The sequence below is a fragment of the Pseudomonas sp. HY7a-MNA-CIBAN-0227 genome (assembly GCF_040310325.1).
Classification (GTDB): Bacteria; Pseudomonadota; Gammaproteobacteria; order Pseudomonadales; family Pseudomonadaceae; genus Aquipseudomonas.
Genome location: NZ_JBEOPT010000344.1, coordinates 1 through 239 on the forward strand (window position 1 = coordinate 1; position 239 = coordinate 239).

Genomic DNA, 239 nt, shown 5'->3' on the forward strand with positions numbered 1-239 from the left:
GGCCGGGATCGACAGCGGATGGCAGCCGAGTGCGGCGGCAAGTCGCATCAGCGCCGCGTGCAGCGCGCCGTCCGCTTCGATCGTGACCGAGCAGCCGTCGATGCGCGCGAGGTCGGCGTCGGTGCCGCCGAACAGATAGAGCGGATGAAAGCCGCCGGTGGCCGCGCCTTGCTGCTTCGCCGGATCGAGCAGCGCGACCGCCGACGCGCCGCTGCAATGGACGAGCGCCTGACTGGCGG

The 239-nt window shown here is 72.4% G+C and carries 1 protein-coding gene; it reads right to left on the reverse strand.

The genetic code is table 11. The annotated features are described in order from the left end of the window. Positions 1-239: hypothetical protein (locus tag AAEZ06_RS28205; protein ID WP_350617507.1), on the reverse strand; the 239-nt coding region annotated here is incomplete at both ends.